We start from the raw sequence: 26,133 nt of genomic DNA, 5'->3' as shown, positions 1-26,133 counted from the left end.
GAAAAGCCGGCGCCGCCAACGCCTGACCCGGCGCCGCCGGCATGCGTATACTGGCCGCACATGCGACCACACAGGCAACCGGATGGCCGACTCCCGCTGGCGCCCGCTGCGCCGACTGCTTAGCGCCTGGGTGCGGGTGCGCCGGCGCGAACCCGCTCCCGAGGCGCTGGGCCTCGATCCCGAGCTGCCGACCGTCTACGTGCTGCCCCGCCCGTCGCTCTCCGACCGCCTGCTGCTCGAGTGCCTGACCGAGCGCGACGGCCTGCCGCCCACGGCGGGGCGTCGCGCCCGAGGCGATGACGCACCGCCTCCCCTGCTGGCCCTGCCCGATCCGCGACGGCGCCACCGCCGGCCGACCCCGCTGCGGCGGCTGATCGAGCGCGGCGAGGACGTGCAGCTGGTGCCGGTGAGCGTGTTCTGGGGCCGCTCCCCGGGCAAGCGCTTCGGGATCTGGCAGCTGCTGGCCGCCGACGACTGGCGGCTGACCGGCCGGCTGCGCCGCCTGCTGGCGGTGCTGGTCAACGGCCGCGACCTGGAGGTGCAGCTGGGCGCCCCGCTGCGCCTCTCCGAGCTGGCCGACGGCCGCGATCCCGCCCACATCGAGCGCAAGACCGCCCGCCTGCTGCGCGTCCACTTCCGGCGCGTGCGCGAGCGGGTGCTGGGGCCGGACCTGTCCCATCGCCGCACCCTGATCGCCGGCGTGGCGGCGAGCCCCGCGGTCGAGGCCGAGATCGACCACCAGGCCGGCGACGACGAGGCCAGCCGTGGCCGGCTACGCCGGCGCGCGCATCGCTACGGCCGCGAGATCGCCGCCAGCATGAGCTATCCGGCGCTGCGCTTCCTCGACGGCCTGCTCGGCCGGCTGTGGCACCGGATCTATGACGGCATCGACCTGCGCGGCATCGAGCGCGTCAAGGCGCTGGCCGGGCATCACACCCTGGTCTATGTGCCCTGCCACCGCAGCCACATCGACTACCTGCTGCTGTCCTACGTGCTCTACGAACAGGGGCTGATGCCGCCGCACATCGCCGCCGGCCGCAACCTGAACATGCCGGTGATCGGCCCGCTGCTGCGCCGCGGCGGCGCCTTCTTCCTGCGTCGCAGCTTCCGCGGCCAGCCGCTCTACGCGCGGGTCTTCGACGAGTATCTGCACCGCCTGCTGTCACGCGGCCACAGCCTCGAGTACTTCATCGAGGGTGGGCGCTCGCGCAGCGGCCGGCTGCTGGCGCCGCGCCCCGGCATGCTGGCCATGACCCTGGGCTCCTTCCTGCGCCGCCCCGCCGATGGCCGCCCGCTGTCGTTCGTGCCGGTCTACATCGGCTACGAGCGCATCCTCGAGGAGGCCAGCTACCAGCGCGAGCTGGCCGGCGGCGCCAAGCGCAAGGAGACCCCGCTGGGGCTGCTCGGCGTGCTCGGCAGGCTGCGCGAGCCCTACGGGCGGGTCACGGTGAACGTCGGCGAGCCGCTGGCCCTCGACGCCTTCCTCGATGCCCACCAGCCCGGCTGGCGAGAAGACCTCGGCGAGCCGCGCCCGGCCTGGCGCGCCGATGCGGTCTCGCGGCTGGGCGAGACCCTGGCGCGGCGCATTAACGCCGCCGCCACGCTCAACCCGGTGAACCTGGTCGCCCTCGGGCTGCTGGCCACGCCCCACCGGGCCATCGAGGCCGAGCTGCTCGAACGCCAGCTGGCGCTGCTGGCCGAGCTCCGTCGCCCCCGCCCCGGCGACGAGAGCCATCCCCTGCCCGCCGGCGCGCCCCGCGACTGGATCGACCACGCCCGCGCCCTGGGCCTGCTCGACTACCGCCCTCACCCGCTGGGCGATCTGGTCACCGCCGACGAGCGCCAGGCCGGCCGCCTGGCCTGGTATCGCAACAACGTGCTGCACCTCTACGCGCTGGCCGGGCTCGTCGCCTTCGCCTTCCGCCATCAGGGCCGCCATCGCCGCGACGCCCTGGCGGCGCTGCTGGCGCCGGGCTGGCCGGCGCTGGCACACGAGCTGTCGATCGAGGCGCCGGCTGACTTCGAGGCGGCGCTGGACGCCACCCTCGCCCAGCTCGCCGAGGCCGGGCTGCTGATCGAGGAGGCACAGGGATGGCGACGCGCCGAGGGGCTGGCCGAGGCCGAACAGCTGCGCATGCTGGGGCGGCTGATCCGCCCGACGCTGGAACGCGGCTACCTGCTGGTCGCCGCCCTGCTCGGCGAGGCGCCGGGGCACTTCGACCACGCCGGCCTGGCGAACCACGCCCGCCAGCTCGCCGAGCGCCTGGCACGGCTCACCGGCCGCGACGCGCCGGAGTTCTTCGACGCGCGGCTGTTCGACGGCCTGGTGGAGAGCCTGGCACGCGAGGGCTGGCTGACGATCCGCGACGAACGCCTGTACTACGACGAGTCGCTGCGCGAGGCGGCCCGGCGCGGCCGGACGCTGTTCGATCCGGCGCTGCGCCATCGGCTGGAAAGAGTCGCCGCCCGACGTAGCGACGCCCGGAACGGCGCCCCGGAAGAGAGCACGGGCGACTAGCGAGCGCTAGTCGCCGAGGGAACGGTGGACGTAGAGGTCGTAACGGCTGGTCTTGCCCTCCAGCACGTGGCGCGGCGGGGGACCCTCGATGGGCGGCGCCTTGCGCGGCCGCTTGACCACCACCCGGTGGGTGGCCACGTCCAGCGCCGCCTCCAGCAGCCGCGGGGCATCGGCGTCGTCGCCGGCCAGCTCGCGGAACAGCCGCATCTCCTTCTTCACCAGCGCCGACTTCTCGCGATGGGGAAACATCGGGTCCAGATGGACCACCTGGGGCGCGACGCCGGACGCCGCCACCAGGTCGGCGAGCTCGCCACTCGCGTCGCCGTGGGCCAGCCGCAGCCGGGCGGCGATCTCGGCGGTGTCGGGGTCCGCCATGGCACGCGCCAGGCCGTCCTCGAGCAGGGCGGCGATGGCCGCCACGCGCTCGACCATCAGCACCTCGGCGCCGAGGGTCGCAAGCACGAAGGCATCGCGGCCGAGCCCCGCGGTGGCGTCCACCACCGAGGGCGTCACGCCCTTGCCGAGCCCGCAGGCCTTGGCGATCAGCTGGCCGCGGCCGCCGCCGAAGCGGCGCCGGTGGGCCGCCTTGCCCTCGACGAAGTCCACCGACAGCGGCTTGCCGTAGGCCTTCGCGTCGCCGGCCAGCACCAGCCGGCCGCCCTCGCGGCCGAGCGTGAGCGGCGGCGCTTCGCCCGACGCTAGCGCATCGGCCTCGGGCAGCCCCCAGCGCGCGGCCAGGGCCGCGTCGTCCGCCGCCACCGCGCTCATCGGCTCTTCTGCCAGGCGACCCGGTCGCGCAGGTAGACCGGCTGGACCTCGGCCGCCGGGCGCCCCTCACCGGCCTCGAAGGCGTCGGCGGCCAGGCGCACCATGTCCTCGGCGGCGGCCTCCTGGTCGGGCAGGCACAGGCTCATCCCGGCCTGCACGTCGGCCGGCATGGCGTCCCACAGGGACCAGCCGGAGCCCACGCCGACCCAGTCATGATCGGCCTGGGCCTCGGGCAGGCGCAGCCGTTCGGGCGGCAGCACCGCCTCCTCGGCCAGGCACTCGACGCGGCCGTCGAAGCACTGCCAGGCGGCGGCGTAGATCTCGCCCATGCGCGCGTCGAGCGCGGTGATCAGGTAGCGGTAGCGATGGCGGAGATGGGCGCCCAGGGCCAGCGCCTGCAGGGTCGAGACCCCGAGCAGCGGGCGGTCGAGGCCGAAGGCCAGCCCCTGGGCGGCGCCGGCGGCGATGCGCAGGCCGGTGAAGGAGCCCGGGCCGCGGCCATAGGCCACCGCGTCCAGCTCGGCCGGGGCGACGCCGGCCTCGGCCAGCACCTCGTCGACCATCGGCATCAGCCGGCGGGTATGGGCTCGGGGAGTGAGTTCGAAGCGGGAGATCACCTCGTCGTCGGCGCCCTCGCGACGCCGCAGCAGGGCGGCGGAGCAGGCGCTCGAGGAGGCATCCAGGGCCAGCAGGATCGGCATGGGTCTCTAACGGTGCGGGAAGTGTCGGGGCATTATACGACAACGGCCCGCGCAATGCGGGCCGTTACCGGGATGAAGAAAAGCGTGGATTTACGTCACGAGCGAAGACAGATTGGTCACCGCCGGAGCGCAGAAACCGGAGCCTAGGGGGTACTAGGTGAGGATTTCGAGCACCGCCGGTGATCAAGATGTCGAGCGCAGTAGCAAATCCGCCTTTTCTCAGCTCTCGAGGGCGGCGATCACCTGATTGGTGATGTCGTCGACGCTGCCCACGCCTTCCACCTTGTGGTAGGCCGGCGCGGCGTCGGGCTCCTGCTGGGCCCACTGCTGGTAGTAGTCGACCAGCGGCGCGGTCTGCTCGTGATAGACGGACAGGCGGTTGCGCACGGTGGCTTCGCTGTCGTCGTCGCGCTGGATCAGCGCCTCGCCGGTGACGTCGTCCTTGCCCTCTTCCTTCGGCGGGTTGTAGTCGACGTGGTAGACGCGGCCGGAGGCCGGGTGCACGCGGCGGCCGGCCAGGCGGTTGACGATTTCCTCGTCGGGCACGGCGATCTCGAGCACGTGATCGAGCTTCACGCCCGCTTCCTTCATGGCGTCGGCCTGGGGAATGGTGCGCGGGAAGCCGTCGAACAGGAAGCCGTTGACACAGTCCGGCTGGGCGATGCGCTCCTTGACCAGGGCGATGATGATGTCGTCGGACACCAGGCCGCCGGTGGTCATGATCTCCTGGACCTTGAGGCCCAGCTCGCTGCCTTCCTTGACCGCGGCACGCAGCATGTCGCCGGTGGAAATCTGCGGAATGCCGTAGCGCTCGCAGATGAACTGGGCCTGGGTTCCCTTGCCGGCGCCCGGCGCGCCCAACAGGATCACTCGCATCGAACTGCTCCTTGGAAGTGTGATGGATTCAGAAAGGGGAGAAAATGAAGAATAGCGAACCATACCGGGGCGACCGACGTCACACAAGCGACACACGCCCGCGACGGCCCCGAACGCGCCAGAAAACCCCGTGAGATCAAGGGACTGGCGAGACTAGCACTTTGGTATTTCCCGGTCCGGAAACGCCGACGGCGCCTTGCGGCGCCGTCGGTCGTGGCTCACTCGTCCTCGATCAGAGCAGCAGGCGACGGATGTCCGTCAGCACCTGGCCGAGGAAGGCGGTGAAGCGCGCCGCGTCGGCGCCGTTGACCGCCCGGTGGTCGTAGGAGAGCGACAGCGGCATGGTCAGCCGCGGCTGGAAGGCCGCGCCGTCCCAGACCGGCTTCATCGATGCCTTGGAAACGCCGAGGATGGCGACTTCCGGCGGGTTGACGATCGGCGTGAAGGCGGTGCCGCCGATGGAGCCCAGGCTGGAGATGGTGAAGCAGCCACCGGTCATCTCCTCGCGCTTGAGCTTCTTCGACTGCGCCTTCTTGGCCAGCTCCACGGACTCCTTGGCCAGGTCGACCAGCGACTTCTGGTCGGCGTCGCGGATCACCGGGACCATCAGGCCGTCCGGGGTGTCCACGGCGATGCCGATGTGCATGTACTTCTTCTGCACCACGGTCTCGCCGTCGCTCTTCAGGCTGACGTTGAACTGCGGGAACTTCTGCAGCGCCACGGCACAGGCCTTGATCAGGAACGGCAGCGGCGTGAGCTTGGCGCCCTGCGCCTCGGCCTCGGCCTTCATCGACTTGCGGAAGGCCTCGAGCTCGGTGATGTCGGCCTCGTCGAACTGGGTGACATGCGGGATGTTGACCCAGCTGCGATGAAGATTGGTGGCGCCCATCTTCATCAGGCGACCCATCTTCTTCTCTTCCACCTCGCCGAACTGGCTGAAGTCCTGGTCCGGGATCGGCGGAATGCCGGAACCGCCCTCGGCCGCGGCCGGCGCGGCGGCCGGCGCCTTGGCCTGGCCCGACATCACCTGCTTGACGTAGGCCTGGACGTCTTCCTTGAGCACCCGCTCCTTGGGACCGCTGGGCTTGACCAGGGCAAGATCGACGCCGAACTCGCGGGCCAGCATGCGCACCGCCGGACCGGCGTGAACGCGCTTGCCGTCACGCGGCTTCTCGGCGCTGGCCGGGGCACTCGCGGGCGCGGCGGCCTTGGCCGGGGCCTCGGCCTTGGGCGCGCTCTGCTGCTGCGGAGCGGCCTTCGGCGCGGCGCCGGCGGTCTCGATGTAGCCGATCAGGTCGCCTTCGGAGACGGTGTCGCCTTCCTTGACGCTCAGCTCGACCAGCTTGCCCTTGAACGGGCTCGGCACGTCCATGGAGGCCTTGTCGGACTCCAGCGTGATCAGCGGGTCTTCCTCGGCCACCTCGTCGCCGACGCTGGCGGCGATCTCGATCACCGGCACGTCGCTGGCACCGGACAGGTCCGGCACGCGAACCTCGCGACGCTCGGGCTCGCCGCTGGCCTGCTCGGCCGGATCGGACTCGGCGGCCGGGGCCGGCTGCTCGGCGGGGGCGGACTCGGCCTCGGCTTCCTCGGCCGGCGCCTCGTCACCGCCGCCGGCGATCTGGATGGTGCCGATCACGTCGCCCTCGGAGACGGTGTCGCCTTCCTTGACGGTGAAGCTGGCGATCTTGCCGGCGTGCGGGCTCGGCACATCCATGGAGGCCTTGTCGGACTCCAGGGTGATCAGGGTGTCCTCGGCGGCCACCTCGTCGCCCTCGGACACCGCGACCTCGATGATCTCGACGTCGCTGGCGCCGCCCAGGTCGGGCACGGTGATGTCCACGGTCTGGCTGCCGCCGGACGCGGGCTTGGCGGCCGGTGCCGGCTTGGACTCCGCGGCCGGCTCGGCCGGCGCTTGCGAGGCAGCCTCGGCGGGCTGCTCGGGCTCGGCGTCGCCGCCGCCCTCGACCTCCAGCTCGACGATGTCGTCCCCCTCGGAGACGGTGTCGCCTTCCTTGACCAGCACCTTGACGACCTTGCCGCCCTGGGGCGACGGCACGTCCATGGAAGCCTTGTCGGATTCCAGGGTGATCAGGGAGTCCTCGGCGGCGATGACGTCGCCGACCGCCACCGCGATCTCGATGATTTCCACATCGGTGTCGCCACCGATGTCGGGCACTTTGATGATTTCGCTACTCAAGGTCGCGCTCCTTCAAACTCTTCACGGGGCGGGCCTTTCGACAGGCCCGCCATGCCACCGGTCGGTCGACGCCTCAGACAGAGAGCGGGCTCGGCTTGCTGGGGTCGATACCGTACTTCTCGATGGCCTCGCCGACGACCTTGCGATCGATCTCGCCGCGGTCGGCCAGCGCCTTGAGCGCGGCCACGGTGACGAAGTAGCGGTTGACCTCGAAGAAGTGACGCAGCTTCTCGCGGGTATCGGAGCGACCGAAACCGTCGGTACCGAGCACATGATAGTCGGTCGGCACCCAGGCGCGGACCTGGTCGGCGTACAGCTTCATGTAGTCGGTGGAGACGATGGCCGGCCCCTCACGGCCTTCCAGGCAGCGCGTGACGTGCGGCTTGCCCGGCTCGTCGGCCGGATGCAGGAATGCCTGACGGTCGACTTCCAGGGCCTCGCGACGCAGCTCGTTGAAGCTGGTGACGCTCCAGATGTCGGCGCCCACGCCCCACTCCTCGGCGAGCATCTCGGCGGCGGCCTCGACCTCGCGCAGGATGGTGCCGGAGCCCATCAGCTGGACGCGCTTGTCGCCCTGGGTCTCGCGCAGCAGGTACATGCCCTTGATGATGTCGTCGGCAGGGACCTCCTCGAGGGCCGGATGCTCGTAGTTCTCGTTCATCACCGTCAGGTAGTAGAAGCAGTTCTCCTTGTCGGCGAACATGCGCTTCAGGCCGTCCTGCACGATGACCGCGACCTCGTGGGCGTAGGTCGGGTCGTAGCTGCGGCAGTTGGGGATGGTCGAGGCCTGGATCAGGCTGTGACCGTCCTGGTGCTGCAGGCCCTCGCCATTGAGGGTGGTACGACCGGCGGTGCCGCCGACCAGGAAGCCGCGCGCCTGCATGTCGCCGGCGGCCCAGGCCAGGTCACCGATGCGCTGGAAGCCGAACATCGAGTAGTAGATGTAGAACGGCAGCAGCGGCAGCCCGTGGTTGCTGTAGGAGGTCGCGGCGGCGATCCAGGAGGACATGGCGCCGGCCTCGGTGATGCCCTCTTCGAGCACCTGGCCGGCCTTGTCCTCGCGGTAGAACATCAGCTGGCCCTTGTCCATGGGCTCGTACTTCTGGCCCTCGGAGGTGTAGATGCCGAGCTGACGGAACATGCCTTCCATGCCGAAGGTACGCGCCTCGTCGGGCACGATCGGCACGACCTGCTTGCCGAAGCCCTTGTGCTTGACCAGGCCGTTCAGGATGCGCACGAAGGCCATGGTGGTGGAGACCTCACGGCCCTTGGAGCCGCCGGTCTGCGACGAGAAGATCTTGTCGTCGAGCCCCGGGATGTCGAGCGCCTCGAAGTCCGGGTTACGCGCCGGCAGGTAGCCGCCCAGGCGTTCGCGCTGGAGATGCATGTACTTCATCTCCGGGCTGTCGTCGCCCGGCTTGTAGTACGGCATCTCGTTCTCGATGGCCTCGTCGGACACCGGGATGCCGAAGCGGTCGCGGAAGCTCTTGAGCACGTCCTGATCGTCGATGGACTTGATCTGGTGCGCTTCCATGTCGGCTTCGCCGCCGGCGGCACCCAGGCCGTAGCCCTTGACGGTGTGCGCCAGGATCACGGTGGGACGGCCGCTGTCGTTGTGGAAGGCCTCGTGGTAGGCCGCGTAGACCTTGAACGGGTCGTGGCCGCCGCGGTTGAGCTTCCAGATGTCCTCGTCGGACATGTCCTTGACCATCTCGGCGGTTTCCGGGTACTTGCCGAAGAAGTGCTCCCGGGTATAGGCACCACCATTGGCCTTGCAGTTCTGGTACTCGCCGTCGACGGTCTCGTCCATCAGCTTCTGCAGGACGCCCTTCTTGTCCTTCTCGAACAGGGTGTCCCAGTGGCGACCCCAGACGACCTTAATGACGTTCCAGCCGGCACCGCGGAACACGCCCTCGAGCTCGTCCATGATGCGGGAGTTGCCACGCACCGGACCGTCGAGACGCTGCAGGTTGCAGTTGATGACGAAGTTGAGGTTGTCGAGCTTCTCGCGGCTGGCCAGGTGGATCGCGCCCAGGGTCTCCGGCTCGTCGCATTCGCCGTCGCCCAGGAAGGCCCAGACCTTGCGGTCCTGCATCGGCTGCAGGCCACGCTGGTCCAGGTACTTCATGACGTGGGCCTGGTAGATGGCCATGATCGGGCCGAGGCCCATGGACACGGTGGGCAGCTGCCAGTAGTCCGGCATCAGCCAGGGGTGCGGATAGGAGGACAGGCCGTCGCCGTCGACTTCCTGGCGGAACTTGTCCATCTGCGCCTCGGTGAGGCGCCCTTCCAGGAAGGAGCGCGCGTAGATGCCCGGCGCACTGTGGCCCTGGATGAACACCAGGTCGCCCTTGAAGTCGCCGTTGGCCGCGCGGAAGAAGTGGTTGAAGCCCACGTCATAGAGGGTCGCCGAGGACATGAAGCTGGCCAGGTGGCCGCCGATGCCCTTGTTGGCCTTGTTGGCCCGGGTCACCATCGCCGCCATGTTCCAGCGGATCAGCGAGCGGATTCGACGTTCCATGAAGAGATCGCCGGGCATCGGCGCCTCGCGGTGCACCGGAATGGTGTTGCGGTGCGGCGTCGTGACCGAGAAAGGCACCTGCATGCCGTCATGGCGATAGCGATCCGCCAGGCGGGTCATCAGATACCGGGCACGTTCCTCGCCCTCGCGATCCAGTACCGATTCCAGGGAATCCAACCATTCCGCGGTTTCGACCGGATCGAGATCTTCTCTTGTCTCAAGACTCATAGACGTCTCTCCGAATGACGTTGGGGGCAACAGCCCCCAGCAAGGGGGTGTGGCGCATGATGACGGTCATGGAAGGATCACCTCCATGCCGGAAGTTTCTGTTGTAGTCGTTTTACAAGTCAGCACGACTAAAGTCGGCGGGTGCGCCGACGATACCGCAAACGCTGGCGGCTGCCAATTGAAGCAGATATGGAAAGTCTTTTCAAAATATTGAAACCCGTCTCCATTCGCCATTTCCTGCTGAATCGAGCCAGATCGGCGGTGATCTACTCCTTCCACGCCGCTTCACCGACACGTTCCTCCGGTTCACCACAGGCTCGGTAACAATGTTTTATTACGAGAAAATGTCCGTCGCGGCCAGGCGCTGGCGGAAGAAGGCCCAGTCGAAGGCCGGCCCGGGGTCGGTCTTGCGTAGCGGCGCGACACGGGCATGACTGGTGATGCGCGATGCCGTCATCGCCGGATAGCCCGCCAGTAGCGCCCGGGTCGCCCTGGCCAGCGCCGCGTACTGGGCGGCCGTGTAGGGCGAGACCTCGTCGCCCTCGAGCTCGATGCCCACCGAGAAGTCGTTCAGCCCCTCGCGCTCGACCTCGCCGTCCCGCCAGCGCGAGCGGCCGGCGTGCCAGGCCCGCTCGTGGAAGGGCACGAACTGCACGCACTCGCCGTCGCGGCGGATCAGCAGATGCGCCGAGACCCGAAGCCCGGCGATCCCGGCAAAGAACGGATGCCGGTCCGGGTCCAGGCGATTGGTGAACAGCCGCTCGATGTCATCGCCGCCGAACTCGCCCGGCGGCAGGCTGATGGAATGTAGCACCAGCAGCGAGACCTCGCCCTCCGGTCGCGCGTTGTGATTGGGTGACGGCACCCGGCGGGCCCCGCTCAGCCAGCCCTCGTGAATCGGCATCTTTCCCCCTGACGTCGGTCCTGACCTTTCCCCTATAATGGACGGCCCGAGCTTCCCAGGACAGAGATCACGCCACCATGCACTATCAGGATGCCCTCGCCGAAGAGATCCGCAACAGCGCCGCCCGGCTGCTGGCCGAGGACGTCGGTCCCGGTGACATCACCGCCGAGCTGATCCCCGAGAAGGAATGGGCCCGGGCCCGGGTGATCACCCGCGAACCGACGGTGCTGTGCGGCGTGGCCTGGGTCGACGAGCTGTTCCGCCGCCTCGACGCACGGGTGGCGCTGCGCTGGCAGGCCGCCGACGGCGACCGCCTCGAGGCCGGCGCGCCGCTGCTCGAGCTGGAGGGGCCGGCGCGCAGCCTGCTCACCGGCGAGCGCGCGGCGCTGAACCTGCTGCAGACGCTGTCCGCCACCGCTACCCGCACCCGCCACTACGTCGACCTGCTGGACGGCACCGGCGTGGGCATCCTTGACACCCGCAAGACCCTGCCCGGCATGCGCCTGGCGCAGAAGTATGCCGTGACCTGCGGCGGCGGCATCAACCACCGCATCGGCCTCCATGACGCCTTCCTGATCAAGGAGAACCACATCTCGGCCTGCGGCGGCATCGCGGCGGCGGTCGAGGCCGCGCGGCGCATCGCCCGCGACCTGCCGGTGGAGGTAGAGGTGGAGACCTTCGAGGAGCTCGACCAGGCGCTGGCCGCCCGGGCCGACATCATCATGCTCGACAACTTCTCGCTCGATGACATGCGCGAGGCGGTGCGCCGCAACGACGGGCGCGCCATCCTCGAGGCCTCGGGCAACGTCGACGAGACGACCCTCAAGGCGATCGCCGAGACCGGCGTCGACCGCATCTCCAGCGGCGCCCTGACCAAGGACGTCAAGGCGATCGACCTGTCGATGCGCTTCCTCGAGCAGGCCTGAGGCTCAGGCGGGCTGCGGCGCCAGCGGCTTCTCCAGGTGCCGGCGCGGCAGCCGCTCGCCGCCGCGCTCGACCCACTCCTCGCGCACCCGACGCCAGCCGCTGCGCTCCAGCCCATCGGCCATCACCAGGCTGGCATCGATGCTCAGCCGCTCTGCGCCCCGCTCGCGCACCAGGCGCTCGGCATGGCCCAGCAGGGCGCTGCCGATGCCGCGACGAGCCAGCGACGGCCAGACGTAGAGCGACTCCACGTGTCCCGCGGCCGGGTCCAACTCCAGGAAGGCCACACAGCGACCGTCACAGGCCGCCACCAGGGTGGTGTAGAGGGCGTGACGGGCGACCCAGGCGCTGGCCTCGCGGGGCAGCACCGCCGCCCAGGCCTCCCGGGCGGCCAGCGTGTAGTGGCTCATGGCGCCCTGCATGACGGCGTGATGGAAGACCTCGGCCTGATCGGCGCCGTCCTGGGCGCGGGCCTCACGATAGACGAGACGCGGCGCCGTAGCGCGCGGGGTATCGAACTGACCCATGAAGGGCATCCTGCGACGATGAAGACGCCACGAGACTACCGAAGCGATGCCGCCACGCCAATGCCCCCGACCAGGACGGCGGCGTATCGCGGCGGCAACCAGCGGAAGCGCCCATGAACGACACTCCCGAGACCTTCGCCCTGACGCCCATCGGGCGCATCGAGAGCGACTACCCCGACAAGTTCGGCATCCCCCGCCAGCCGGGGCTGGCCGACGCCGCCTGGGCCAGCCTGGTGCTGACGCCGCCCCACGACGACCCGCTGGCGGTGCGCGGCCTGGAGGCCTTCAGCCACCTGTGGGTGACCTTCGTCTTCCACCTGAGCCCCGAGCGCTGGACGCCGCTGGTGCGCCCGCCACGCCTGGGCGGCAACGCGAAGGTCGGCGTGTTCGCCAGCCGCAGCACCCACCGCCCCAACCGCCTGGGGCTGTCGCTGGTCGAGCTCGAGGGCATCGACGTCGAGAACGGCGTGCGCCTGCGGCTGCGCGGCGCCGACCTGGTCGACGGCACCCCGGTGCTCGACATCAAGCCCTACCTGCCCTGGGCGGAATCACGCCCCGAGGCCCGGGCCGGCTTCGCCCCCGAGGCGCCGACCGCCCTGCCCGTGCGCCTGACGCCGATGGCCGAGGCGGCGCTGGCTGCGCGTCCCGACGGCGCCTCGCTGCGCGCACTGATCCATCAGGTCTTGGCCCAGGACCCGCGCCCCGCCTATCGCCAGGGGGCGGAGGAGCGCCTCTACGGCGTGCGGCTGCGCGACGTGGACGTGCGCTTCCGGGCGCTGGCCGGTGAGACCGGCGAGACAGCGCTGGAGGTCGTCGAGATCGTGGCGGCGTAAGGCCAGCTGATGCGCTTTTCCGGCGTCAAGGCGTCGCGAGGGCGCTATGAACCCATCCCTGGGCGCTAACTTTTGCCATCCATGGCAAAAAACCCTCGCGCCACCTTGCCCCGGCGCGCATCTCGCCTATGCCGAGTGCCGGATGTCAGAAACGACAAAGGGCCCCGCAGGGCCCTTCGTTCGGCATGGCAGTCGTCTTAGCTGAAGTCGACGCCGATACGCTTGCCCACCTCTTCGTAGGCCTCGATCACGCCGCCCAGCCCCTGACGGAAGCGGTCCTTGTCCAGCTTCTCGCGGGTCTCGGCGTCCCACAGGCGGCAGCCGTCCGGGGAGAACTCGTCGCCCAGCACGATCTGACCCTGGAACAGGCCGAACTCGAGCTTGTAGTCCACCAGCAGCAGGTCGCCGGCGGCGAACAGCTGCTTGAGCACCTCGTTGACGCGGAAGGTCAGCGCCTTCATCTCGGCCAGCTGCTCCGGGGTCGCCCAGCCGAAGGTCTCGGCCAGCGACTCGTTGATCATCGGGTCATGCAGGGCGTCGTTCTTGAGGAACAGCTCGAAGGTCGGCGGATTGAGCTCGCTGCCCTCTTCCACGCCGAGGCGCTTGACCAGGCCGCCGGCGGCGATGTTGCGCACCACGCACTCGACCGGAAGCATGTCCATGTTCTTGACCACGCACTCGTTGTCGCCGAGCAGGCCCTCGAAATGCGTCGGGATGCCCGCCTCCTCGAGCTTGCCCATGATGAAGGCATTGAAGCGGTTGTTGACCTTGCCCTTGCGCTCCAGCGACTCCATGCGCTCGCCGTCGAAGGCGCTGGTGTCGTCGCGGAAGTGCAGGATCAGGCGATCCGAGTCATCGGTGGCGAAGACGGACTTGGCCTTGCCGGCATAGAGTTCTTGACGCTTTTCCATGGGAGCCTCCACAGGCAACAGTCAGATGGAATTCTGGAATCTCAGGTGATCGCCTGCCAGTCCAGCCCCTGATCCTGGGCCGCCACCGTCAGGCGCGATTCGTCGCCGTCGAGCAGTGGCACCAGGGCCTCCAGGGCCAGCTCGGGGCGATTGTTGTGTTCGGAAAGGTGCGAGCAGACGATGCGCTGCAGGCCGTCCAGCCCCAGCCGCTGCAGCAGCCAGGCGGACTGGGCGTTGGCCAGGTGCCCCCACTGGCCGCCGACCCGGCGCTTGAGGCTCGGCGGATAGGGGCCAACCTCCAGCAGGTGGACGTCGTGGTTGCACTCCAGCACCAGGGCGTCGCAGCCGCGGAAGGCCTCGACCACGTGCTCGCTGGGATGGCCCAGGTCGGTGAGCAGGCCGAGCCGTCGGCCGGCGGCGCTCAGGCGGAACTGCACCGGCTCGCGGGCATCGTGAGGCACCGTGACCGGGTCGATCTCGATCCCCTTCACGGCGAAGCGCGCCTGGGGCGTGATCCAGTGCCGGTGCGGCACCTCGCCGAGCTTGCCCGACAGCCAGGTCCCGGGCGTGAGGTAGACCGGCACCTTGTGTCGTCGCGCCAGCGGGCCGACCCCGCGGATGTGGTCGCCGTGCTCGTGGGTGACCAGCACGGCGTCGAGCTGGCGAGGATGGAGGTCGAAGCGCGCCAGACGGCGTTCGGTCTCCTTGAGACCGAAGCCGCAGTCGATCAGCAGCCGCGTCTCGCCGTCGCTGACCAGGGTGGCATTGCCCTTGCTGCCGCTGCCGAGCGAAGCGAAGTGCAGCCGCCGCGTCGCGACCTCCGTCATCAGCCCAGCAGGCCGGCCAGCCGCTCGAGCAGCTCGCGACGATCCTCGTCGGAGAGCTCGCGGTCATCGGCGGAATCGGCCTTGAGCACGGTGCTCTCGGGGCCCGAGGCCTCGAGCGACAGGCGAATGCGCTGGGGGTCCGCCCCGCCGAAGCTGGTCAGGGTGTCCCAGATGCCCGCGCTGCGGGCGCTGAGCGTCAGGTAATCGACCAGGAAGGTGCCGGCCTCGGCGTCCTGCTCGAGCAGCTCGCGACGCTCATCCACCGCGAAGTCCGCCTCAAGCTGATAGCTCAGTTCGGCCCAGGTGCGGTCCGCCGCGTAGGGCACCTCGAGGTGCCACTCGCCGCCGGACTGGGTCAGCAGCGGGCTGGCGTGATCCTCGGGACGCTGGACCGCCAGCGAGGACGCGCTGGCGGTGGCACCGCGCGCCTCGAAGTGCCGCTGCAGGGCGCGCAGGCAGCGCTGCTGGGTCGCCTCGCCCTGCTCGCAGCGCAGCTCGCTGGCCCCCTGCTGCAGGCCGGGGCGAACGCTGAGCCTCGCCTGATCGGTGACCAGCAGGCCGCGATTGGCATCGCGCTGGACCACCGTCAGGCCACGCTCGGCGACGAAGTCCTCGAGCTCCGACCACACGACGCTGGGCGCCGCACCGATCACCAGCCAGCGCTGACCGGCGGCCTCGCGCAGCGCCACGCCGCCGGCCTGCACGCCACCGCCGGCGCCCAGGGCGCGGGGTGGCGGCACGCGAAAGTCCTCGCCCTGGGAGACGAAGGTGCCCTGCGCCTCGGGAACCGGCATCGCATCGCCGTAGCGACGGATATCGCGGCCGTCGGGCAGCACCAGCGGCGCGCTCGGCTCGGCCTCGACGTAGTCGGCGGCACGGTCATCGTAGTAGCCGTCGCGGGCACAGCCGGCCAGGGCCAGCGCCGCCACCAGCGGCATCCATTTCAGCGCAGAGCTCATGCGTCCACCTTGCTCAAGTTATCCAGGTCGCGGCGTATCGCGCCGCGTCAGTCGTCACTCTCGGTTCGTCGACCTCAGTCGTCGATCACGCCGGCCAGCTGCAGGGCCTCGCTGACGGTGGAGTGGTACTTCTCGGAGAGCCAGGTCAGCGGCAGGCGGATGCCCGCTTCCGCCAGGCCCATGCGATTCAGTGCCCACTTGACGGGAATCGGATTGGCCTCGATGCCGAGATTGGTGTGCAGCGGCATCAGGCGGGTGTTGATCTGGTGCGCCTTCTCGGAGTCGCCGGCCACCGCCGCGGCGCACAGGTCGTGCATGGCGCGCGGGGCAACGTTGGCGGTCACCGATATGTCACCGTGGCCGCCCATCAGCATGAAGTCACAGGCGGTGCCGTCGTCGCCGGAGTAGAGCATGAAGTCGCTGCCCTTGAGGCGCGCGATCAGGTCCTCGGCGCGCTCCAGGTTGCCGGTGGCATCCTTGAGGCCGACGATGTTGTCCACTTCGGCCAGGCGCAGCACGGTCTCGTTGTAGAGATCGGAGCAGGTGCGACCCGGCACGTTATAGAGGATCACCGGCAGGTTGCTGCCTTCGGCGACGGCCTTGAAGTGCTGGTAGAGGCCTTCCTGGGTCGGCTTGTTGTAGTAGGGGCACACGGACAGGCAGTAGTCCGCCCCCACCTCGCTGGCATAGCGCGCCAGCTCGACCGCCTCGGAGGTGGCGTTGGCGCCGGTGCCGGCGATGACCGGCACCCGGCCGCCGACTTCTTCCACCACCGTGCGGATCACGTCGAAGTGCTCGGCGAACGACATGGTGGTCGGCTCGCCGGTGGTGCCCGCCGCGACGATGGCGTCGGTGCCATTGTCCAGATGGAAGTGGACCAGGGCCCGCAGGGCTTCCCAGTCGATATCGCCGTTGACCTTCATCGGTGTCGCCAGCGCGACGATGCTACCCGTGATCATCCTCGTCTTGTCCTCTCGCAGCCTGCCGGCGACCGCAGGGCTCGGTCGCCATGAAAAACCCGCCCTCGCCCGTGGGCGCGATGCCAGGGGCCAAATGGTACTCAGGGCTCGAGAGCCTGTACAGCGGCGACTTTACAGTCGCCGGCGGGTTGCGTGTAATCATGACGTTCATTCCCCGATTGGAGACCCGTCATGAGCGTCAGCCTCGGCCAGCCGGTGCCCGACTTCACCGCCACCGCCACCGGCGATACCACCCTGAGCCTCTCGGAGCTGCGCGGCCGCCAGGTGGTGATCTACTTCTACCCCAAGGCCAGCACCCCGGGCTGCACCACCGAGGGCGGCGACTTCCGCGACCACAAGGACGCCTTCGACGCCGCCAACACCGTGATCGTCGGCGTCTCCCGCGACGGCATCCGCGCCCAGGAGAACTTCAAGGCCAAGCAGGACTTCAACTTCACGCTGCTGTCCGACAAGGACGAGGCGGTGTGCCGGCTGTTCGACGTGATCAAGCTCAAGAAGCTCTACGGCAAGGAGCATCTCGGGATCGAGCGCAGCACCTTCCTGATCGACGCCGAGGGCACGCTGGCCCGGGAGTGGCGCAAGGTGAAGGTCAAGGGCCACGTGGACGAGGTGCTACAGGCCGCCCAGGCCCTTCACGCCGGCGAACCGATGCCCGGCGCGTAAACCGCGGCGAGCGCGCCGGCCGGGCCGGCGCGATGGTGTCGTCAGGCCTCGTCGGCGCCGTCCGGGGCGCGGTGGGCGGCCTCTTCCTGGCGATGCTGCTGGATGCCCCGCGGCCAGGCATAGACCAGCGCCTTGAGCAGGGTCGCCAGCGGGATGGCGAAGAAGATGCCCCAGAAGCCCCAGATCCCACCGAAGAACAGCACCGCCAGGATGATCGACACCGGATGCAGGTTGACCGCCTCGGAGAACAGCACCGGCACCAGCACGTTGCCGTCCAGCGCCTGGATCACCCCGTAGGCGACCAGCACGTAGAGGAACTGGTCGCCGACGCCGAAGTGAAAGCCGGCCACCGCCGCCACCGGCACCGTCGCCACGGCGGCGCCGATGTAGGGCACCAGCACCGAGAGCCCCACCAGCACGCCGAGCAGCGCCGAATAGGGCAGCCCGAAGAAGGCGAAGGTGAAGAAGGACACGGTGCCGACGATCACGATCTCGGTGACCTTGCCGCGCACGTAGTTGGCGATCTGGGCGTCCATTTCCTGCCACACCCGGGTCATCAGCCCGCGGCGGCGCGGCAGCAGCGAGACCGTGAAGCCCACCAGCAGGTCACGATCCTTGAGCATGAAGAACACCAGGATCGGCACCAGCACCAGGTAGACGATCAGCCCCACCACGTTGCCCAGCGAGGCCAGCGACAGCGACAGCGCCCGCTGGCCGAGCTGCGTCACCTCGCGACCGGCCATGCCCACCCAGTCCTGGATCTGGGCCGGCGTCACCAGATCGGGATAGCGCGCCTGGAGATCGGCCAGCAGCTGCTGGCCGCTGGCGAACATGCGCGGCGCCTCCTGCAGCAGATTGACCAGCTGGGTCCAGATCAGCGGCAGCAGCACCAGCGCCATGGCCAGCACCACGCCGACGAAGGCCAGGTAGACCAGCATCACCGCCAGGAAGTGCGGCACCCGTCGCCGGGTCAGGGCATTCACCCCGCCCTGCAGCAGAAAGGCGATGACCAGCGCGGTGAGGAAGGGGGCCAGCATCTGGCCCAGCCAGATCACCACCGCGAAGCCCAGCACCAGGACCACCAGCAGGATCACCGCCTCTTCGTCGGAGAGATAGTGATCGACCCAGCCGCGCAGCAGCGAACGCAGCGTCATGAGCCGGCCTCCCCACCCTTGCGGATCCAGTAGTGATAGACCTCGCCCCGCTCCTCGCGGGCCGGCATCTCGTGGGCACTCTGGGCGATGAAGGACTCGAAGTCGCGCCAGGAACCGGCATCGGTGGCCATCACTTCCAGTACCTGGTCGGGGGCCAGGCGCGACAGCGCCTGCTTGGCCTTGAGCAGAGGCAACGGACAGGAAAGCCCTCTGGCATCGAGGACGTCGTCGGGTTGCACAGCCATGTCGTCTCCCGCGAGAATGCCTGAAGCCGTCGCGCTCATCGTCGCGAACGGCATGAATGCCTGCGATTTAAAGGCACTTTCCCCGCTGAATCAATGTCGGAGGGAACAGCCCCGCGCGCCCGAGCGTGCGCCCGACGACCGAGGATGGCCATGCTGCGTCGCCCCCTGCCCCGCCTGACCGCGATCGCCCTGAGCCTGGCACTGAGCGCCCCGGCCGCCGGCCAGACGCTGTCGCTCGAGCTGCCGGACCGGGCCACCACCCCCTCGACCCTCGACGAATCGCCGACCTTCGAGCTGCCGAGCCTGACCCAACGCGACACTCAGGCGGTCAGCGGCGAGGAAACGCGGCTCGGCCGCGCCTGGCTGCGCCAGTTCCGCGCCCACGCCCCGCTGTGGCAGGACCCGCTCGCCGAGCACTACCTGGCCTCGCTGGTGGCACGCCTGCTGCCCTACAGCCGGGTCGGCGGCGTCGATCCGGTCATCACCCTGGTGGCCAGCGAGCGGCTCAACGCCTTCGCCGTGCCCGGCGGGGTGATCGGCGTCAATGCCGGGCTGTTCGCCTTCGCCCAGGGCGAGGGACCGCTGGCCTCGGTGCTGGCCCACGAGCTCGGCCATCTCTCGCAGAACCACTACGCCCGCGGCCAGCGGCGCGCCGAGCAGACCCGCCTGCCGGCCATGGCCGCCATGCTCGCCGGCATGCTGCTCGCCGCCGGCGGCGGCGGTGACGCCGGCATCGCCGCCGCCATGGGCTCCCAGGCCGCGCTGTTCCAGGACCAGCTCGCCTACTCGCGACGCTTCGAACGCGAGGCCGACCGCCTGGGCCTGCAGACGCTGGCCAACGCGGGTTACGATCCGCAGGCCATGGTCGAGATGTTCCGCGCCATGCAGCAAATGTCCGCCCTGCAGGGCGGCCATCCGCCGGAATTCCTGCTCACGCACCCGGTCTCCGAGTCGCGCATCAGCGACGCCCAGGCGCGGGTCGCCCAGCTGCCGGCCGGGGGCAACCGCCGCGATGACACCGAATACCAGATGGTCCGCGCCCGGGCCCTGCTCGCCATCCACGACCAGGCGCCTCGACAGGCGCTGACGCGGCTGCAGCGTGACGACGCGCCACGCGCGGCCCGGCGCTACGTCACGGCGCTGATCGACGCCCAGGAAGGCAGGACCGACGCGGCACTCTCGACCCTCGAGGCCCTGGCCGCGCAGCTGCCGGACCTGGCACTGCTGCCGGCCACGGCCGCCCAGGTCGCCCTCGACGCGGGTCGGATCGACGATGCCATCCGCCGCAGCCGCCACCAGCTGCGGCTGATGCCCGGCTACGCGCCGGCAAGCCTGCTGCTGGGCGAGGCGCTGCTGCAGCGCGACCCCGGCGAGGCCTATCGCGTGCTGCGCGAACTGGCCGCCCGCCAGCCGGAGAATCCCCAGGTCTTCACCCTGCTGGCCGAGGCCGCCGGACGCAGCGGCCACCGCGCCTGGGGGCATCTCGCCCGGGCCGAGCAGCTGCAGCTGACCGGCCGCATCGACCGCGGCATCGAACAGCTGGAGGTCGCGAGCGACATCGCCAAGAACGAGGGCGACCCGAATACCCTGGCGCGCATCGAGCAGCGCCGCGAGGCCTTCGTCCGCTACCGGGAGACGATGGAGACGTTTCGCTAGGCCGGGGCCTGGCGATGCCTCCATCGATGAGGCGGAAGGTCTTACGGGGAAGCCCACCGTCGAACCGGCGGCCAAGGATTCATGCCCCGTCAGGCCCGAGCGTGCCGAGCCTGGCCGCCGAGCAGGGCCTTGAGCATGGAGACGCACATCAGCAGCATCAGTGCCGAGAAGGGCAACGACGCGATCAGCATGGCCTTCTGGATCGCCGACAGGCCTCCCGCCAGGAGCAAGGAGCCGACCACCAGCGTCATCAGCACGCCCCAGATCACCCGATGGCGCGGTGCCGGCTCGCTGTCCCCTCCCGCCATGATGGTGTTGAGCACCAGCACACCGGAATCGGCAGACGTCACCAGGTAGGTGATGATCAGCAGCACGGACATGATCACGATCGCGGTTTCGAGCCCCCAAAGGTTCAGGAAGTCGATGGTGACGAACAGCACCGAGGCGATATTGTTGTTGACGGCTTCGATCACTTGCCCGCCGGCCACCCCGGAGACCTCGAGCTGCAGGCTGGTCCCGCCCAGGAAGAGGATCCAGACGAAGCACATCAGGCTCGGCACCACGACGCAGCCCAGCACGAATTCACGCAGGGTCCTGCCTCGCGAAATGCGCGCCAGGAACAGGCCGACGAACGGCGCGAAGGCGATGAACCAGGCTCGCTGGAGGATGGTCCAGTCCACCTGCCATTGGCCGAGATCGGATGACACCGGCCATATCTCGACGCTCATCTCGGGGAGCGCTGCCAGATAGTCGAACAGGCTCTCCCCCATCAGGTGGAAGGCGAAGCCGGTGGCACCGAACGCCACGAACACCGCCAGCAAGACCATGGAGAGCGCCATGTTGAACTGGCTGAGCCAGTTGACACCGCGCTTGACGCCGGTGACCGCCGACAGCGTCGACAGGCTCATTACCACCAGCAGGGTGATCATCAAGGGGAGGGCTCCCGGGGCCCCGTCAGGGCCGACCAGGCTGTCGATGCCGGTCACGAATTCGACCCCGGACACCAGCTGGCTCACGCCGGCCCCCATGGTCGTGGCGATGCCCAGCGTGGTGGCCACGACAGCGATGATGTCGATCAGGTGCCCCAGCACACCATTGAGGCGATCGCCGAACAGCGGCGACAGCGTCGAGCGAATCGTCAACGGCAGCCCCATGCGGTAGGCGAAGAAGGCCATGGCGAGCCCGGCCGTGGTGTAGATCGCCCACCCATGCAGCCCCCAATGGAGGAAGGTATAGCGAATGGAGCTCAATACGGCTTCGGCACTCTGCGGGGCAATGCCCTCCTCGATCAGCGCCGGGTTCTGCTGGAAATGCGACAGCGGCTCGCCGATGGAGTAGAACAAGAGCCCGATGCCCATGCCGGCCCCGAACATCATCGAAAACCAGGCAAAGCGGGAAAATTCAGGGCGATCTTCCGGGGCCCCCAGGCGAATGCTTCCCCAAGGCCCGAAGCCTACGATCAGGCAGAACAAGAGCATCAGCCCGACGGCATAGATATAGTAGGCATTGAAAGACGACAGCATCGCCGCATTGAGTGAGCCAAGAACGCCGACGGCCTGGTCGGGAAATGCCACGGCGAAAACGACCAGGGCGGCCACCACGAGCTTGCTGATCAGGGTGACGGGGAGATTCAGTCCTCGGTAGATGCCCTCGGGGCATCTGTCGATTGTTATTGTTGGCTTCATGCAGGGAACCTCTTGGTGTCAGGGATGGGGTTAAGGCAAAAAATACGTCATCTCCTCTAGGGCCAAACAAGCTGCCTTACTCACCGAGCAAGTCGGTCTCGAAGGGAAACTGGGTCAAAAGCTCGATGCCGGTATTCGTCACCACGACCTGCTCTTCGAGCTTGACGCCTTCGTGACCGCCTTCGGCACCGATGTAACTCTCGACACAGAGGACCATTCCGGGCTCGATGACGCCGTCATAGCCGGCATCCTGATAGTCGTGATGGTGGTACAGATACGGGAACTCCCCCGTCATGCCGCAGCCGTGGGCCGACAGGTAATAGCGGTTGGCGTGATACTTGGCGGGAATGTTCCAGGCCTTCTCGGAGTATTCCCGGAACGTCATGCCGGGCTCGAGGATGCCGAGATTGTGATGTACCTGCTCATGGGCCAGCCGATACAGCTCGCGCTGCGTCGCACTGGGACGGTCCGGGCCGACGTGGAAGGTGCGGGAGAAATCGGAATAGTAGCCGTGACAGCCCACCACGTCGGTATCCAGAGCGACCAGCTCGTTGGCTGCCAGCCGCTTGGTCGCCGTCTCCTGGAACCAGGGGTTTGTGCGCGCCCCGGAATTCAGCAGCCGTGTCTCGCAATAGTCACCGTTTTCCTCGATCACCGACTGATGCAGCACCGACCACAGGGCGTTTTCGGTGATCCCCGGACGGATGGCATCACGCAGCTTGTGCACCGCCCGCTCGGTGGCGCGAAGCGAGGCGACCACACACTTGAGCTCTTCCGACGACTTGATGGCGCGGGCCAGCTCCAGGGGTTGCTGGGCATCGACCACCTCGACGCCCTGCCGCGACATGGCGATGGCCGTTCCGGCATTCATGCGCTCCATGCCCACCCGCGGCGAGGCTCCCACCAGGCGGCGGATCTCACCGGCCATCATCGTCGCCCACCGCACCTCACGAGACGCGATGTCGTCACCCGCGGCGACGAAGCTCGCGGTCATCGCCGGGCGCACCTCATCGATGGTCTCCAGGCCGGCGGCCAGATGCTCGCAGCCGGTGAATTCGAAGAGGATGGAACGATCCTGGGTCAACAGCAGGTACCGAGCCGGCGTATTGCGCGCCGAAAACACCTGCATGTTGCGTGCACCGGTGGCGTAGCGGATATTGACGGGATCGGACACGATCAAGGCATCGACCCGATGCCGAGCCATCTGCTCACGCACACGCTGGAGGCGATACAGGCGCACTTCCTTCAGCTTGATGCCCTGACTTTCCGGGGCGGCGTCCAGCAGTTCCAGAGGCTCGAGGCCCTGCCGTTCGGCATGCCAATCGATGTCTGCCATGGGAATATCTCTCGTCGAGGAAGGGGGAATTCGAACGAGAAAGAGTCTAGGAACCTCCCCTGATCCTGTATATGCCGTCCTTTTTCACCCTTTTTGACAACCTGAGGTTATGAAGAGCTTTCGACACCGCCTCCCTCCGCTGAACGGCCTCCTGATCTTCGAAGCCGCCGCCCGGCATCTGAACTTCACCCTGGCGGCCCAGGAACTGCACGTCACCCAGGCCGCCGTCAGCAAGCAGATCAAGGAGCTGGAGCACCACCTCGGCGTGTCGCTGTTCGTGCGCAACGGCCGTCGGGTCGCCCTCACCGGTGACGGCCACTACCTGCAGACCAAGGTCGGGGCCTCCCTGCAGTTCCTCTGCGAGGCCGTCGAGGCGGTCGGCGCCGCCACGCCGCCTCGGGGCATCGTGCTGTCGGCCAACACGGCCATGTCTCAGCTGTGGCTGGGGCCCGCGATGCGCCGCTTCGACCGGGCACACGACGACCCGGGCGGCAACATCCGGCTGCTCACCTCGGACATCACCTCGGAGCTGCTCGGCGACGAGGTCGACCTGGCCGTGCTGTATGACGTGCGGGAGCACGACGGTTGGCAGCTGACGCCGCTGTTCGCCGAGGAGCTCTTCCCGGTGGCCTCCCCGGGCTATCTGGACCTCCACGGCCGCAGGCTCGATAGCGTGTCGGCGCTGCGCGATCATGCCTTGCTGGACTTCGATCGCATCGAACCGAACTGGGTGGACTGGCGACGCTGGCTGGAGGGGCTGGGGGCCGACACCGACTGGTTGACGCCTAGTGCGCATTACAGCCACTACGCCGCACTGATCGAGGCCGCCGAACAGGGACAGGGCGTCGCGCTGGGCACCCGTCATCAGATCGATGCCCGGCTCGGGGAGGGGCGCCTCGAGCGCCTCGGTGAGATCGGCCTGCGCACGGGACGCCACTACTGGCTGGGGCTCAACCTGAACCACGCGCCGACCCAGCCGGTGGCCAGGCTGCACGACTGGCTGCTGGACACCCGCGAGTGACGCCTCCCCCTCAAACGCGAAGAGCCCGCGACACGGTCGCGGGCTCTTGGGTGCCAGACAGATCGGGCCCGGTCAGGCGTTGAACTCGAGCATCCGCGTCAGCGGCTTGAGCGCGGCCCGGCGCAGCTCGTCGCCGACCTGGATCTCGCCCGTGCCCTCGCGCAGCGCGCCGGCGAGGTTGTCCAGGGCGTTCATCGCCATCCACGGGCAGTGGGCGCAGCTGCGACAGGTGGCGCCGTTGCCGGCGGTGGGCGCCTCGAACAGGGTCTTCTCGGGCACCGCCTGCTGCATCTTGAAGAAGATGCCGCGGTCGGTGGCCACGATCAGCTCCTCGTTGGGCAGCTCCTTGGCGGCCTTGATCAGCTGGGAGGTGGAGCCCGCCACGTCGGCCAGCTCGACCACCGTGGACGGCGACTCGGGGTGCACCAGCACCGCGGCGTCCGGGTACAGGCCCTTGAGGTCCTCGACGCCCTTGGCCTTGAACTCCTCGTGGACGATGCAGGCACCGTCCCACAGCAGCATGTCGGCGCCGGTCTGCTTCTGGATGTAGCCGCCGAGGTGCTTGTCCGGCGCCCACAGGATCTTCTCGCCGCGGGCCTGGAGATGCTCGATCACCTCGACCGCGATCGACGAGGTCACCACCCAGTCGGCACGGGCCTTCACCGCCGCCGAGGTGTTGGCGTAGACCACCACGGTGCGATCGGGATGCTGGTCGCAGAAGGCGCTGAACTCGTCGGCCGGGCAACCCACGTCCAGCGAGCAGGTCGCCTCGAGCGTCGGCATCAGCACGCGCTTCTCCGGCGACAGGATCTTGGCCGTCTCGCCCATGAAGCGCACGCCGGCCACCACCAGGGTGTCGGCCGGATGGCGGGCGCCGAAGCGGGCCATCTCGAGGGAATCCGCCACGCAGCCGCCGGTTTCCTCGGCCAGCTGCTGGATGGCGTCATCGGTGTAGTAGTGAGCCACCAGGACGGCGTTGTTGGCCTCGAGCAGACGCTTGATCTCCTCGATGCGGGCCTCGTCCTCGGCGGGAATGCGCGTGGGGCAATAGGTACGCGCCAGCTGCTCACGCAGCTCGGCACGGGAAGTCATGATCGTCATCGTGTCTACCACTGTGACCGGCAGGGGCTCCCCCTGCATTGCACCAGGTGCCGACACGCGTGCGCTCCGCACGCCGCGACACACCGTGGGCCAGCCGCGGCGTCTTCCGCCCTGGCCAACCCGCTTTCATTCTAGCCGGAAACCGCGCCGAACACGCGTCCTGCAAGACGAAAGAACAAGCGTGGAGCATGACGTCGTCCCGTCCCGCTTGCAAGCGGCACCGATTTCCGGGCGCGCACGAAAAACGCCCCTGCCTCGGGGAGGCAGGGGCGTCGAATCTGGTGGGTCGTGTAGGATTCGAACCTACGACCAATTGGTTAAAAGCCAACTGCTCTACCAACTGAGCTAACGACCCGTTGATGCATGGCGGCTCAGTCGCCATGAATCCAGGTTCGGTTGGTGGGTCGTGTAGGATTCGAACCTACGACCAATTGGTTAAAAGCCAACTGCTCTACCAACTGAGCTAACGACCCTTCCGAACGGGTGCAGATAATACGGATATGCCCCCGGCATGGCAAGCGCTTTTTCACCTTCAGGCGAATTTTCTCGCCTGCCGGCGCGGGAAGGCCCGCGGCGCCGTTCGCCGGCGAGCCTT

Annotated in this window: 22 protein-coding genes and 2 tRNA genes; 6 read left to right on the top strand and 18 right to left on the bottom strand. The window is 68.6% G+C overall.

Annotation, left to right across the window (positions count from 1 at the left end; all coding sequences use genetic code 11):
• The first annotated feature begins 82 nt into the window (after positions 1-82).
• A complete protein-coding gene (gene plsB, locus UYS_RS0201020) occupies positions 83-2,518 on the top strand; it encodes a glycerol-3-phosphate 1-O-acyltransferase PlsB (protein WP_016853629.1) in 2,436 nt (811 codons plus the stop codon).
• 6 nt (positions 2,519-2,524) lie between these two features.
• Here plsB and UYS_RS0201015 read toward each other — a convergent pair whose 3' ends face one another.
• The 6 genes from UYS_RS0201015 to ampD all read right to left on the bottom strand — a co-directional run bounded on the left by UYS_RS0201015 (position 2,525) and on the right by ampD (position 10,716).
• Positions 2,525-3,286 carry a class I SAM-dependent methyltransferase gene (locus UYS_RS0201015; RefSeq protein WP_016853628.1) on the bottom strand — a complete coding sequence of 254 codons (762 nt, stop codon included), beginning with the start codon at positions 3,284-3,286 and terminating at the stop codon, positions 2,525-2,527.
• Complete coding sequence (gene tsaB / locus UYS_RS0201010; protein WP_016853627.1) at positions 3,283-3,987, bottom strand: tRNA (adenosine(37)-N6)-threonylcarbamoyltransferase complex dimerization subunit type 1 TsaB; 705 nt, start codon at positions 3,985-3,987, stop codon at positions 3,283-3,285. Before tsaB ends, UYS_RS0201015 begins: the two co-directional genes overlap by 4 nt.
• Before the next feature lie 219 nt (positions 3,988-4,206).
• Complete coding sequence (gene adk / locus UYS_RS0201005) at positions 4,207-4,863, bottom strand: adenylate kinase (RefSeq protein ID WP_016853626.1); 657 nt, start codon at positions 4,861-4,863, stop codon at positions 4,207-4,209.
• A gap of 232 nt (positions 4,864-5,095) precedes the next feature.
• The gene (gene aceF / locus UYS_RS0201000) at positions 5,096-7,063 is read right to left on the bottom strand and encodes a pyruvate dehydrogenase complex dihydrolipoyllysine-residue acetyltransferase (protein WP_016853625.1); all 1,968 of its coding nucleotides are present in this window, start codon (positions 7,061-7,063) and stop codon (positions 5,096-5,098) included.
• Positions 7,064-7,136: 73 nt separating this feature from the next.
• Positions 7,137-9,812, bottom strand: coding sequence for a pyruvate dehydrogenase (acetyl-transferring), homodimeric type (aceE, locus tag UYS_RS0200995; RefSeq protein ID WP_026068268.1), 2,676 nt, complete (start codon positions 9,810-9,812; stop codon positions 7,137-7,139).
• A 334-nt stretch (positions 9,813-10,146) separates the two neighbouring features.
• Positions 10,147-10,716 (bottom strand): 1,6-anhydro-N-acetylmuramyl-L-alanine amidase AmpD, encoded by a 570-nt coding sequence (gene ampD / locus UYS_RS0200990; RefSeq protein WP_016853623.1) that lies wholly within the window; start codon positions 10,714-10,716, stop codon positions 10,147-10,149.
• 77 nt (positions 10,717-10,793) lie between these two features.
• Between ampD and nadC the strand changes: the two genes are divergently transcribed.
• Positions 10,794-11,642 carry a carboxylating nicotinate-nucleotide diphosphorylase gene (nadC, locus tag UYS_RS0200985; protein WP_016853622.1) on the top strand — a complete coding sequence of 283 codons (849 nt, stop codon included), beginning with the start codon at positions 10,794-10,796 and terminating at the stop codon, positions 11,640-11,642.
• A gap of 3 nt (positions 11,643-11,645) precedes the next feature.
• Here the strand turns inward: nadC and UYS_RS0200980 are convergent, their stop codons facing one another.
• The gene (locus UYS_RS0200980; RefSeq protein ID WP_016853621.1) at positions 11,646-12,167 is read right to left on the bottom strand and encodes a GNAT family N-acetyltransferase; all 522 of its coding nucleotides are present in this window, start codon (positions 12,165-12,167) and stop codon (positions 11,646-11,648) included.
• Between the two features lie 113 nt (positions 12,168-12,280).
• Here UYS_RS0200980 and tsaA point away from each other — a divergent pair, with 113 nt between their 5' ends.
• The gene (gene tsaA, locus UYS_RS0200975; protein ID WP_016853620.1) at positions 12,281-13,000 is read left to right on the top strand and encodes a tRNA (N6-threonylcarbamoyladenosine(37)-N6)-methyltransferase TrmO; all 720 of its coding nucleotides are present in this window, start codon (positions 12,281-12,283) and stop codon (positions 12,998-13,000) included.
• A 197-nt stretch (positions 13,001-13,197) separates the two neighbouring features.
• Here the strand turns inward: tsaA and purC are convergent, their stop codons facing one another.
• The 4 genes from purC to dapA all read right to left on the bottom strand — a co-directional run bounded on the left by purC (position 13,198) and on the right by dapA (position 16,656).
• The gene (gene purC, locus UYS_RS0200970; RefSeq protein ID WP_016853619.1) at positions 13,198-13,911 is read right to left on the bottom strand and encodes a phosphoribosylaminoimidazolesuccinocarboxamide synthase; all 714 of its coding nucleotides are present in this window, start codon (positions 13,909-13,911) and stop codon (positions 13,198-13,200) included.
• Positions 13,912-13,952: 41 nt separating this feature from the next.
• Positions 13,953-14,738 (bottom strand): MBL fold metallo-hydrolase, encoded by a 786-nt coding sequence (locus UYS_RS0200965; RefSeq protein ID WP_016853618.1) that lies wholly within the window; start codon positions 14,736-14,738, stop codon positions 13,953-13,955.
• Entirely contained in the window at positions 14,738-15,697 is a 960-nt protein-coding gene (locus UYS_RS0200960) for an outer membrane protein assembly factor BamC (protein ID WP_026068266.1), read from the bottom strand. Before UYS_RS0200960 ends, UYS_RS0200965 begins: the two co-directional genes overlap by 1 nt.
• A 74-nt stretch (positions 15,698-15,771) precedes the next feature.
• On the bottom strand, positions 15,772-16,656 hold the full coding sequence (gene dapA, locus UYS_RS0200955) for a 4-hydroxy-tetrahydrodipicolinate synthase (protein ID WP_016853616.1): 885 nt from the start codon (positions 16,654-16,656) through the stop codon (positions 15,772-15,774).
• 192 nt (positions 16,657-16,848) lie between these two features.
• On the opposite strand from dapA, the gene UYS_RS0200950 reads away from it, so the two are divergent.
• Complete coding sequence (locus UYS_RS0200950; RefSeq protein ID WP_016853615.1) at positions 16,849-17,340, top strand: peroxiredoxin; 492 nt, start codon at positions 16,849-16,851, stop codon at positions 17,338-17,340.
• 41 nt (positions 17,341-17,381) lie between these two features.
• Here UYS_RS0200950 and UYS_RS0200945 read toward each other — a convergent pair whose 3' ends face one another.
• Together UYS_RS0200945 and UYS_RS0200940 are read right to left on the bottom strand one after the other, a co-directional pair.
• Positions 17,382-18,494 carry an AI-2E family transporter gene (locus tag UYS_RS0200945; protein WP_016853614.1) on the bottom strand — a complete coding sequence of 371 codons (1,113 nt, stop codon included), beginning with the start codon at positions 18,492-18,494 and terminating at the stop codon, positions 17,382-17,384.
• Complete coding sequence (locus UYS_RS0200940) at positions 18,491-18,739, bottom strand: sulfurtransferase TusA family protein (RefSeq protein ID WP_026068265.1); 249 nt, start codon at positions 18,737-18,739, stop codon at positions 18,491-18,493. Before UYS_RS0200940 ends, UYS_RS0200945 begins: the two co-directional genes overlap by 4 nt.
• Positions 18,740-18,883: 144 nt before the next feature.
• On the opposite strand from UYS_RS0200940, the gene UYS_RS0200935 reads away from it, so the two are divergent.
• A complete protein-coding gene (locus tag UYS_RS0200935; RefSeq protein WP_016853612.1) occupies positions 18,884-20,395 on the top strand; it encodes a M48 family metalloprotease in 1,512 nt (503 codons plus the stop codon).
• Positions 20,396-20,484: 89 nt separating this feature from the next.
• Here UYS_RS0200935 and UYS_RS0200930 read toward each other — a convergent pair whose 3' ends face one another.
• Complete coding sequence (locus UYS_RS0200930; RefSeq protein WP_040477778.1) at positions 20,485-22,080, bottom strand: BCCT family transporter; 1,596 nt, start codon at positions 22,078-22,080, stop codon at positions 20,485-20,487.
• Between the two features lie 76 nt (positions 22,081-22,156).
• On the bottom strand, positions 22,157-23,416 hold the full coding sequence (locus UYS_RS0200925; protein ID WP_016853610.1) for a M24 family metallopeptidase: 1,260 nt from the start codon (positions 23,414-23,416) through the stop codon (positions 22,157-22,159).
• Between the two features lie 109 nt (positions 23,417-23,525).
• Between UYS_RS0200925 and UYS_RS0200920 the strand changes: the two genes are divergently transcribed.
• Complete coding sequence (locus UYS_RS0200920) at positions 23,526-24,437, top strand: LysR substrate-binding domain-containing protein (RefSeq protein WP_016853609.1); 912 nt, start codon at positions 23,526-23,528, stop codon at positions 24,435-24,437.
• 72 nt (positions 24,438-24,509) lie between these two features.
• On the opposite strand, the gene nadA is transcribed toward UYS_RS0200920, so the two are convergent.
• From nadA to UYS_RS0200905, 3 genes are all read right to left on the bottom strand, one after another.
• A complete protein-coding gene (gene nadA / locus UYS_RS0200915) occupies positions 24,510-25,538 on the bottom strand; it encodes a quinolinate synthase NadA (protein WP_026068263.1) in 1,029 nt (342 codons plus the stop codon).
• A gap of 279 nt (positions 25,539-25,817) precedes the next feature.
• A tRNA-Lys gene (locus UYS_RS0200910) sits at positions 25,818-25,893 on the bottom strand.
• Positions 25,894-25,935: 42 nt separating this feature from the next.
• Positions 25,936-26,011 (bottom strand) — tRNA-Lys (locus tag UYS_RS0200905).
• Positions 26,012-26,133: the final 122 nt, after the last annotated feature.

The sequence above is a fragment of the Halomonas smyrnensis AAD6 genome (assembly GCF_000265245.1).
Lineage (GTDB): Bacteria > Pseudomonadota > Gammaproteobacteria > Pseudomonadales > Halomonadaceae > Halomonas > Halomonas smyrnensis.
Note: the sequence above shows the minus strand (reverse complement) of the source record. Positions and strands in the feature narration are given on the sequence as shown.

What these genes read in the sequence shown, in the direction of transcription:
- tsaA (WP_016853620.1), top strand. Translation starts at nt 12,281, where the DNA reads ATGAACGACACTCCCGAGACCTTCGCCCTGACGCCCATCGGGCGCATC.
- purC (WP_016853619.1), bottom strand. Translation starts at nt 13,911, where the DNA reads ATGGAAAAGCGTCAAGAACTCTATGCCGGCAAGGCCAAGTCCGTCTTC.
- nadC (WP_016853622.1), top strand. Translation starts at nt 10,794, where the DNA reads ATGCACTATCAGGATGCCCTCGCCGAAGAGATCCGCAACAGCGCCGCC.
- dapA (WP_016853616.1), bottom strand. Translation starts at nt 16,656, where the DNA reads ATGATCACGGGTAGCATCGTCGCGCTGGCGACACCGATGAAGGTCAAC.
- aceE (WP_026068268.1), bottom strand. Translation starts at nt 9,812, where the DNA reads ATGAGTCTTGAGACAAGAGAAGATCTCGATCCGGTCGAAACCGCGGAA.
- tsaB (WP_016853627.1), bottom strand. Translation starts at nt 3,987, where the DNA reads ATGCCGATCCTGCTGGCCCTGGATGCCTCCTCGAGCGCCTGCTCCGCC.
- UYS_RS0200920 (WP_016853609.1), top strand. Translation starts at nt 23,526, where the DNA reads ATGAAGAGCTTTCGACACCGCCTCCCTCCGCTGAACGGCCTCCTGATC.
- UYS_RS0200925 (WP_016853610.1), bottom strand. Translation starts at nt 23,416, where the DNA reads ATGGCAGACATCGATTGGCATGCCGAACGGCAGGGCCTCGAGCCTCTG.
- UYS_RS0200940 (WP_026068265.1), bottom strand. Translation starts at nt 18,739, where the DNA reads ATGGCTGTGCAACCCGACGACGTCCTCGATGCCAGAGGGCTTTCCTGT.
- UYS_RS0200965 (WP_016853618.1), bottom strand. Translation starts at nt 14,738, where the DNA reads ATGACGGAGGTCGCGACGCGGCGGCTGCACTTCGCTTCGCTCGGCAGC.
- UYS_RS0200945 (WP_016853614.1), bottom strand. Translation starts at nt 18,494, where the DNA reads ATGACGCTGCGTTCGCTGCTGCGCGGCTGGGTCGATCACTATCTCTCC.
- plsB (WP_016853629.1), top strand. Translation starts at nt 83, where the DNA reads ATGGCCGACTCCCGCTGGCGCCCGCTGCGCCGACTGCTTAGCGCCTGG.
- adk (WP_016853626.1), bottom strand. Translation starts at nt 4,863, where the DNA reads ATGCGAGTGATCCTGTTGGGCGCGCCGGGCGCCGGCAAGGGAACCCAG.
- UYS_RS0200950 (WP_016853615.1), top strand. Translation starts at nt 16,849, where the DNA reads ATGAGCGTCAGCCTCGGCCAGCCGGTGCCCGACTTCACCGCCACCGCC.
- UYS_RS0200935 (WP_016853612.1), top strand. Translation starts at nt 18,884, where the DNA reads ATGGCCATGCTGCGTCGCCCCCTGCCCCGCCTGACCGCGATCGCCCTG.
- UYS_RS0200930 (WP_040477778.1), bottom strand. Translation starts at nt 22,080, where the DNA reads ATGAAGCCAACAATAACAATCGACAGATGCCCCGAGGGCATCTACCGA.
- UYS_RS0201015 (WP_016853628.1), bottom strand. Translation starts at nt 3,286, where the DNA reads ATGAGCGCGGTGGCGGCGGACGACGCGGCCCTGGCCGCGCGCTGGGGG.
- UYS_RS0200960 (WP_026068266.1), bottom strand. Translation starts at nt 15,697, where the DNA reads ATGAGCTCTGCGCTGAAATGGATGCCGCTGGTGGCGGCGCTGGCCCTG.
- UYS_RS0200980 (WP_016853621.1), bottom strand. Translation starts at nt 12,167, where the DNA reads ATGGGTCAGTTCGATACCCCGCGCGCTACGGCGCCGCGTCTCGTCTAT.
- nadA (WP_026068263.1), bottom strand. Translation starts at nt 25,538, where the DNA reads ATGACGATCATGACTTCCCGTGCCGAGCTGCGTGAGCAGCTGGCGCGT.
- ampD (WP_016853623.1), bottom strand. Translation starts at nt 10,716, where the DNA reads ATGCCGATTCACGAGGGCTGGCTGAGCGGGGCCCGCCGGGTGCCGTCA.